The following is a 7,009-nucleotide window of genomic DNA, read 5'->3' as shown; positions in this document are numbered from 1 at the left end:
TATCTAGTTTTGAGGGAATGAAAAATTTCTCTTGCAAAATCAATTTAAAGATGATACAATAGTTATTGTCTTTAAAAAAATAGTCTGGTGGCGATGGCGAGAAGGTCACACCCGTTCCCATACCGAACACGGAAGTTAAGCTTCTCAGCGCCGATGGTAGTTGGGGGTTTCCCCCTGTGAGAGTAGGACGCCGCCGGGCTGTTTTAAACAATTTAATGGATTACTTAATATTATCGACGCGGGGTGGAGCAGCCCGGTAGCTCGTCGGGCTCATAACCCGAAGGTCGCAGGTTCAAATCCTGCCCCCGCAATAATCCATCTTTTCTTTTACATAATGGTCCCGTGGTGTAGCGGTTAACATGCCTGCCTGTCACGCAGGAGATCGCCGGTTCGATCCCGGTCGGGACCGCCATTTTCCTAGATTACTAGAATCCAAAACGAAACGGTGTTTCGTTTTTTTTATTGTCTAAAATGGAAAGATGTCTGCTTTTTTTGCCCGTACTACTTAAATCGTGTACACTACATATAGTATAGTCATCCTTAGGAGACATCCTAAGGATTTTTTATTAGAGATTGTTTTACAACATTAGAATAGACCTTACTATAAGATTGAAGTGTAAATACTTATATAAATTGGAAAATAAGCAAGGGTGATATTATATGGCCACTTATGAATTTATCTCGGAGCTGCCTGAGCAAACAAAGGAGTTTGCCAAAAGGCTTTCTTTGCTGCTTGAAGCTGGTGATGTTATAGCACTTGAAGGGGATTTGGGTGCTGGCAAGACGACTTTTACTAAAGGACTTGCAGAAGGTTTGGGTATCACTCGGAATGTGAACAGTCCGACTTTCACGATTATTAAAGAGTACCAGGGAAGGCTTCCTCTTTATCATATGGATGTTTATAGGGTGGAGGATGCGTTTGAAGACCTTGGTTTTGAAGAATACTTTGAAGGTAATGGTGTGACGGTGGTTGAATGGGCTCATTTGATTGAGGCTCAGCTGCCAGAAGAGCTGCTGCTGCTCCAGCTCTTCTTGGACGATAATGGTGCCAGGAGAATAGTTGCTGAGCCGAAGGGCGAGCGATATGAAGAATTGTGTAAGGAGATTTTTTAAATGAAGGTATTATCGATTGATACGTCCAATTATGTTCTGGGGATTGGCCTCTTGGATAGCGAAACCGTGATGGGCGAGTACATTTCAAATATAAAGAAGAATCATTCTGTCCGGGTGATGCCTGCAATCCAGACGTTGATGAATGAATGCAGCATTAAGCCAGGAGATTTATCGAAGATTGTTGTTGCTGAGGGCCCTGGTTCCTATACAGGCGTGCGCATAGGGGTGACGATAGCGAAGACACTTGCATGGACGCTGAATATTCCTATGTCAGGCGTTTCAAGCCTTGAGGTAGCAGCAGCTTCGGCAGGACGATATTTTGATGGATATGTTTCTCCTTTCTTTGATGCGAGGAGAGGACAAATCTATACAGGTTTATATAAGTTTGAAAATCAGGTTTTACAAACGGTAAAAGAGGATCAGCTTGTGATGTCCGCTGATTGGGTCCGAACGCTTAATGAAATGGACAGCCGATTTTTATTTACGAGTAATGATTTGCATTTACATGAAAATGTGATTAGAGCTGAGCTTGGTGATAAGGCGATTTTTGCAGCAATCACTGAGCTGAATCCGCGGCCAGCAGAACTAGCATTATTAGGAAGGGATAAAGAGAGTGTCGATCTTCATTCATTTGTCCCTAACTATATTCGCTTGGCAGAAGCAGAAGCCAATTGGCTGAAATCACAAGAGAATAATAAATAAGTGGGAAGATGAAATGAATAATACGATAACTTTCCGTAAGATGACTGTTGAGGATCTTGATGATGTGATAGAGGTAGAGGTTAATTCATTTGCCACCCCGTGGAGCAGGGACGCTTTTTACAATGAATTGACGAAAAATCAATTTGCCCACTATCTAGTTGCTGAAGTCGATGAAAAGGTAGTTGGCTATTGTGGCGTATGGATCATTGTTGATGAAGCTCATATCACAAACATAGCACTCTTGCCGGATTACCGAGGATTGAAGCTTGGCGAGGCGCTTATGGGCAGGATTGTGGAGATTGCGCGCGGATTCGGAGCTATAAGGATCACTTTAGAAGTCAGAGTGAGCAATGAAAGAGCACAGAATCTATACCGTAAGTTTGGATTTGAAGAAGGTGCTTTAAGAAAGCAATATTATACAGACAATATGGAAGATGCTTTAGTAATGTGGGTGAATTTATAATGGGAAAAGATCTATTAATAATGGGAATTGAAACGAGCTGTGATGAAACAGCCGTTTCTATAGTTAAAAATGGCAGGGAAATCCTATCGAATGTGGTGGCTTCACAAATAGAGAGCCATAAGAGATTCGGCGGGGTCGTTCCGGAGATTGCTTCGCGCCATCACGTTGAACAGATAACGATTGTATTGGAAGAGGCCTTAGCGCAAGCTAACATCGAATTAAAGGATTTGGATGCCATTGCAGTAACTGAAGGACCTGGACTAGTTGGTGCCTTGTTAATCGGTGTCAATGCTGCCAAAGCTTTGGCGTTCGCAAATGATATCCCACTGGTTGGGATTCATCATATTGCCGGGCATATCTATGCGAATCGCCTTGTAACTGAGATGAAGTTCCCGTTGATTTCTCTTGTAGTATCTGGCGGACATACCGAGCTTGTATACATGAAAGAGCATGGCCATTTCGAGGTTATTGGCGAGACTCGGGATGACGCTGCAGGTGAAGCATATGACAAGGTCGCACGGACATTGAATCTTCCATATCCGGGAGGACCGCATATCGATAGGCTGGCGCAGGAAGGACAGGCTACTATTGATCTGCCGCGTGCCTGGCTAGAAGAAGGGTCATACGATTTCAGCTTCAGCGGCTTGAAATCTGCTGTCATCAATGTCGTGCACAACGCCCAGCAGCGAGGTGTTGAAATTGTCCCTGCTGAGCTGGCGGCTAGCTTCCAGGAAAGCGTTATTGATGTTCTTGTCACTAAAACTCTTAAAGCTGTGAAGCAATATGGAGTTAAGCAAGTGCTGCTTGCTGGTGGTGTGGCAGCAAACAAAGGACTGAGAGAGGCACTTTCTAAAGCTTTTGCTGAACTTGATGTTGAAATTGTCATTCCTCCATTGTCGTTGTGCACGGATAATGCTGCGATGATTGCTGCTGCTGGAAGTGTATTATTCGAAAAAGGCGAACGTGCCGATTTAACACTGAACGGAAATCCTGGTTTAGAGATAACTATCCACAACGATAGTCGGAAGTGAAAAATAAATATTCTGAATTTCTTGTGGATATCTTGGTGGATATTGTGTGTTTCTGTGTATAATGTGGATAAAAACGACTTTTTTTGTGGACAATGTGGAAAAGTCTCTGGATAAGCCATAAATCAGTCTTTGTTATGTGAATAACTTTGTGAACAAAAAGTCCCGGAATCCATCTGGGACTTTTTTGTGGATTACAGTGGAAATTATGAAGGATTTTAAATAGATTGTTGGGGTTTTTTATTGGAAGAAGCATCTTCTATAATGCCTGTTTTCGTATACAATGTTGCTTTTAATAAGTTGATTGCCACTACAGTTTTACCAGTTGATACTCCACAAAGAAGCTCAGAATGCCCTGAAAATAAAAAGCCGGGCAGCAATTCGCCGCCCGGCACATATCTCCGTCAATCTGTATTCTTTTATGCCAACTCTGTCCATTCTTCCATCAATACATCGAGCTTGTCTTTGGCCGTTTCGATTTTGCTGTTAATATCGGCTGCTTTTTCGTGGTCCTGGAAGACTTCCGGATCACATAAGAGTTCTTCGTATTCAGCGACCTCCAATTCAAGCTGCTCGATCGCTGCTTCGACTTCTTCCATACGCCGTTTGCGCTGGCGTTCCAGCTTCTTTGATTCTTTATCCTGCTGATAGGAGTTTTTATCTTGTTTAGAAGAATCTACAGAACTGCTTGAAGCTTTCGCTGACTGTTCGGCGAGTGCTTTCAGTTCTTGCTGTTCGAGCTTTTTCTCAAGGTAATAATCATAATCACCCAGGAATTCGGCTGCACCATTGCGGTCGAGTTCAATGACCTTTGTGGCGATCCTGTTGATAAAATAACGGTCGTGCGAAACAAACAGGATTGTGCCTGGATAATCGATTAGTGCGTTTTCAAGCACTTCTTTGCTGTCTAAATCCAAGTGGTTCGTCGGCTCGTCCAGAATTAAGAAGTTTGATTTTTGCAGCATTAGCTTAGCAAGGGCAAGACGTGCTTTTTCGCCGCCGCTCAAAGTGGAGACAATTTTCAATACATCGTCGCCGGAGAATAGGAAATTGCCCAGAATAGTGCGAATTTCTTTTTCCGGCTTAAGTGGATATTCGTCCCAAAGCTCGTTTAGTACCTTTTTATTTGAGCTTAGCTCAGCCTGTTCCTGGTCATAATAACCGATCGATACGTTTGAACCATAGTGGATGCTGCCGGCGATCGAAGGAAGCTTTTCAACGATTGTCTTCAGCAAGGTTGATTTGCCGACACCGTTTGGTCCAACTAAGGCAGTGCTATCGCCCCGAGATAGATTGAATGAGATATTTTCAGAAACGGCGTCATCGCTATATCCTACAGCGAGTGAATCAGCCTTTAGGACATCGTTTCCGCTCTGGCGTTCAATCTGAAAGCTAAATGAAGCGGATTTTTCATCGCCAAGTGGCTTGTCCATCCGGTCAATCTTTTCTAGCTGTTTCCTGCGGCTTTGAGCTCTTTTAGTAGTAGAAGCACGCGCAAGGTTTCTCTGGATGAAATCCTGGAGCTTTGAAATCTCATCCTGCTGCTTTTCAAAAAGCTTCATATCCCGTTCGTAGTTTTCAGCTTTTTGGTTCAAGTAAGAGGTGTAGTTCCCAGGGAATTTTGCCAGCTGATGGCGAGAAATTTCATATACCTGATTTACGACTTTATCAAGGAAGTAACGGTCATGGGAAACAATCAGGATTGCTCCATCATAGCCCTGAAGGTACTTTTCCAGCCAAGAAAGAGTGTCGATATCTAGGTGGTTTGTCGGTTCGTCCAGAATTAAAATATCCGGGCGGGTCAAAAGGAGTTTAGCTAAAGCAAGCCTTGTTTTTTGGCCTCCGCTTAATGTGGATATTTTTGTGGAATAATCAAATGTATGGAAGTTCAGGCCATGGAGTACGGAGCGGATGTCGGCTTCATATTGATAACCGCCTTTCTCCTTGAACTGGACCTGCAAGAGATCATATTCCTTGAGAACTCTGTCATATTCAGTCTGATTTGTCAGAATGTCAGAATCTGACATTTTTTCCTCTAGCCGCCGCAGATCTTTTTCCATGGAATGCAGATGGTTAAAAACGCCTAGCATTTCTTCCCAGATGCTTTTTTCGGATTCGAGACCTGTATTCTGTGCCAGGTACCCGATCGTCGTCCCTTTAGGGCGGATGATCTCACCGCTGTCATGCGCCTCCTGCCCGGCGATGATCTTCAGCAGGGTCGATTTGCCCGCTCCGTTGCGGCCAACTAAAGCAACACGGTCATGGGTCTGTATTTCAAACTTTATATTCGATAAAATAAGATCAGCAGCGAAATATTTTGTCAGCTGATTAACTTGTAATAATATCATTATTTTTCACCTCTATAGCCTTAGAGATAGTGTAACCCATTCACATAGGCTCGGCAATATATGAGATCCACCAAAAACTAGGAATGACAAGGAATTTGTGAAGTCAGCAACAAAGTTCACACACAACTTTGTGAAAATAGTGTATCATTTGGTTGAAGGGAGCTTGAATATGTCAGAATTTACTCATTTTAACGAAGAAGGCAGAGCGAAAATGGTGGATGTCAGCGATAAACCTGAGACGGTCCGCACGGCAATCGCCCATTCAAGCATAATTGTGAATGAAGATATATATATAAGAATCACAGAAAATAAGATGAAAAAAGGGGATGTGCTGGCGGTTGCACAGGTAGCGGGCATCATGGCGGCCAAGAAGACGTCGGAAATTATCCCAATGTGCCATCCACTTCCATTAACAGGCATTGACCTCAGCTTTGATTGGGAGCAAAATGGAAATGACTATAGTTTAAATATCACCGCCTCTGTAAAAACAAAAGGAAATACAGGTGTGGAAATGGAAGCGTTAACAGCAGCTTCAGCATGTGCGCTGACTGTTTATGATATGTGCAAGGCCGTAGACAAGGGCATGGTGATCGGCAAGACGTATTTAGTCGAGAAAACCGGTGGGAAAAACGGCGATTTTAAGAGAGAAGAGAAGCTTAAATAGAAATTTTAATTGGGTGGAGGATGGAGAATGACGAACGAACCTATGAAAATTCCGCAGGCAACCGCAAAACGCTTGCCGCTGTATTATCGCTTCTTATTGAACTTACATTCTTCAGGTAAACAAAGAGTGTCATCTGCGGAGTTAAGTGAAGCGGTAAAAGTGGATTCAGCGACAATCAGAAGGGATTTTTCTTACTTTGGAGCCTTAGGTAAAAAGGGGTACGGCTACAATGTGAATTATCTCCTGACATTTTTCCGAAAGACACTGGATCAGGACGAGCTGACCAAAGTGGCGCTAATCGGGGTCGGGAATCTTGGAACGGCATTTTTAAATTATAATTTCTCAAAAAACAATAATACGAAAATCGAAATTGCCTTTGATGTGGATGAGGGCAAAGTAGGCACCATAATGGGTGATGTGTCTGTATATCACATGGATGAGCTGGACAAAAAAGTCGTCGAGGAAGGTATTCAGGTGGCCATCCTTACCGTGCCGTCTGCGGTAGCACAGCCTATTACCGACCGATTGGTCCAGGCGAATATCAAGGGAATTCTAAATTTTACACCTGCACGATTGAATGTACCCAACTCTATCAGGATTCACCATATTGACCTGTCTGTAGAGCTGCAATCATTGATTTATTTCCTCAAGCATTATCCGACTAATTCTGAAACAGAAGAATAATAAGAAA

7 protein-coding genes, 2 tRNA genes and 1 rRNA gene are annotated in these 7,009 nt (G+C 43.2%); 9 read left to right on the top strand and 1 reads right to left on the bottom strand.

Features of this window, described 5'->3' with window-relative positions:
* The first annotated feature begins 83 nt into the window (after positions 1–83).
* The 7 genes from rrf to tsaD all read left to right on the top strand — a co-directional run bounded on the left by rrf (position 84) and on the right by tsaD (position 3,309).
* Positions 84–199, top strand: a 5S ribosomal RNA gene (gene rrf, locus V7654_RS22220).
* A gap of 38 nt (positions 200–237) precedes the next feature.
* Positions 238–311 (top strand) — tRNA-Met (locus tag V7654_RS22215).
* Between the two features lie 25 nt (positions 312–336).
* Positions 337–412: transfer RNA gene (locus V7654_RS22210), tRNA-Asp, on the top strand.
* Positions 413–660: 248 nt separating this feature from the next.
* Positions 661–1,113 carry a tRNA (adenosine(37)-N6)-threonylcarbamoyltransferase complex ATPase subunit type 1 TsaE gene (gene tsaE, locus V7654_RS22205; RefSeq protein ID WP_335433021.1) on the top strand — a complete coding sequence of 151 codons (453 nt, stop codon included), beginning with the start codon at positions 661–663 and terminating at the stop codon, positions 1,111–1,113.
* On the top strand, positions 1,114–1,815 hold the full coding sequence (tsaB, locus tag V7654_RS22200; protein WP_335433020.1) for a tRNA (adenosine(37)-N6)-threonylcarbamoyltransferase complex dimerization subunit type 1 TsaB: 702 nt from the start codon (positions 1,114–1,116) through the stop codon (positions 1,813–1,815).
* 13 nt (positions 1,816–1,828) lie between these two features.
* Positions 1,829–2,278 carry a ribosomal protein S18-alanine N-acetyltransferase gene (gene rimI / locus V7654_RS22195; RefSeq protein ID WP_335433019.1) on the top strand — a complete coding sequence of 150 codons (450 nt, stop codon included), beginning with the start codon at positions 1,829–1,831 and terminating at the stop codon, positions 2,276–2,278.
* On the top strand, positions 2,278–3,309 hold the full coding sequence (gene tsaD, locus V7654_RS22190; protein ID WP_335433018.1) for a tRNA (adenosine(37)-N6)-threonylcarbamoyltransferase complex transferase subunit TsaD: 1,032 nt from the start codon (positions 2,278–2,280) through the stop codon (positions 3,307–3,309). The genes rimI and tsaD overlap by 1 nt, the downstream gene beginning before the upstream one ends.
* A gap of 416 nt (positions 3,310–3,725) precedes the next feature.
* Here the strand turns inward: tsaD and V7654_RS22185 are convergent, their stop codons facing one another.
* The gene (locus tag V7654_RS22185; protein WP_335433017.1) at positions 3,726–5,654 is read right to left on the bottom strand and encodes an ABC-F family ATP-binding cassette domain-containing protein; all 1,929 of its coding nucleotides are present in this window, start codon (positions 5,652–5,654) and stop codon (positions 3,726–3,728) included.
* Between the two features lie 169 nt (positions 5,655–5,823).
* Here V7654_RS22185 and moaC point away from each other — a divergent pair, with 169 nt between their 5' ends.
* Together moaC and V7654_RS22175 are read left to right on the top strand one after the other, a co-directional pair.
* Positions 5,824–6,318: a cyclic pyranopterin monophosphate synthase MoaC gene (moaC, locus tag V7654_RS22180; protein ID WP_335433016.1), complete on the top strand. Its 495-nt coding sequence runs from the start codon at positions 5,824–5,826 to the stop codon at positions 6,316–6,318.
* A 27-nt stretch (positions 6,319–6,345) separates the two neighbouring features.
* A complete protein-coding gene (locus V7654_RS22175; RefSeq protein ID WP_335433015.1) occupies positions 6,346–7,002 on the top strand; it encodes a redox-sensing transcriptional repressor Rex in 657 nt (218 codons plus the stop codon).
* Positions 7,003–7,009 lie beyond the last annotated feature (7 nt).

Origin of the sequence: Bacillus sp. JJ1609, assembly GCF_036967045.1 — a bacterium.
GTDB lineage: Bacteria > Bacillota > Bacilli > Bacillales > Cytobacillaceae > Mesobacillus.
The sequence above is the reverse complement of the archived record's forward strand: the minus strand, read 5'-3'. Positions and strand labels throughout refer to the sequence as shown.

Excerpts from the sequence above, each read along its gene's own strand:
- rimI (WP_335433019.1), top strand. The coding sequence starts at position 1,829 with ATGAATAATACGATAACTTTCCGTAAGATGACTGTTGAGGATCTTGAT.
- V7654_RS22185 (WP_335433017.1), bottom strand. The coding sequence starts at position 5,654 with ATGATATTATTACAAGTTAATCAGCTGACAAAATATTTCGCTGCTGAT.
- tsaD (WP_335433018.1), top strand. The coding sequence starts at position 2,278 with ATGGGAAAAGATCTATTAATAATGGGAATTGAAACGAGCTGTGATGAA.
- V7654_RS22175 (WP_335433015.1), top strand. The coding sequence starts at position 6,346 with ATGACGAACGAACCTATGAAAATTCCGCAGGCAACCGCAAAACGCTTG.
- tsaB (WP_335433020.1), top strand. The coding sequence starts at position 1,114 with ATGAAGGTATTATCGATTGATACGTCCAATTATGTTCTGGGGATTGGC.
- tsaE (WP_335433021.1), top strand. The coding sequence starts at position 661 with ATGGCCACTTATGAATTTATCTCGGAGCTGCCTGAGCAAACAAAGGAG.
- moaC (WP_335433016.1), top strand. The coding sequence starts at position 5,824 with ATGTCAGAATTTACTCATTTTAACGAAGAAGGCAGAGCGAAAATGGTG.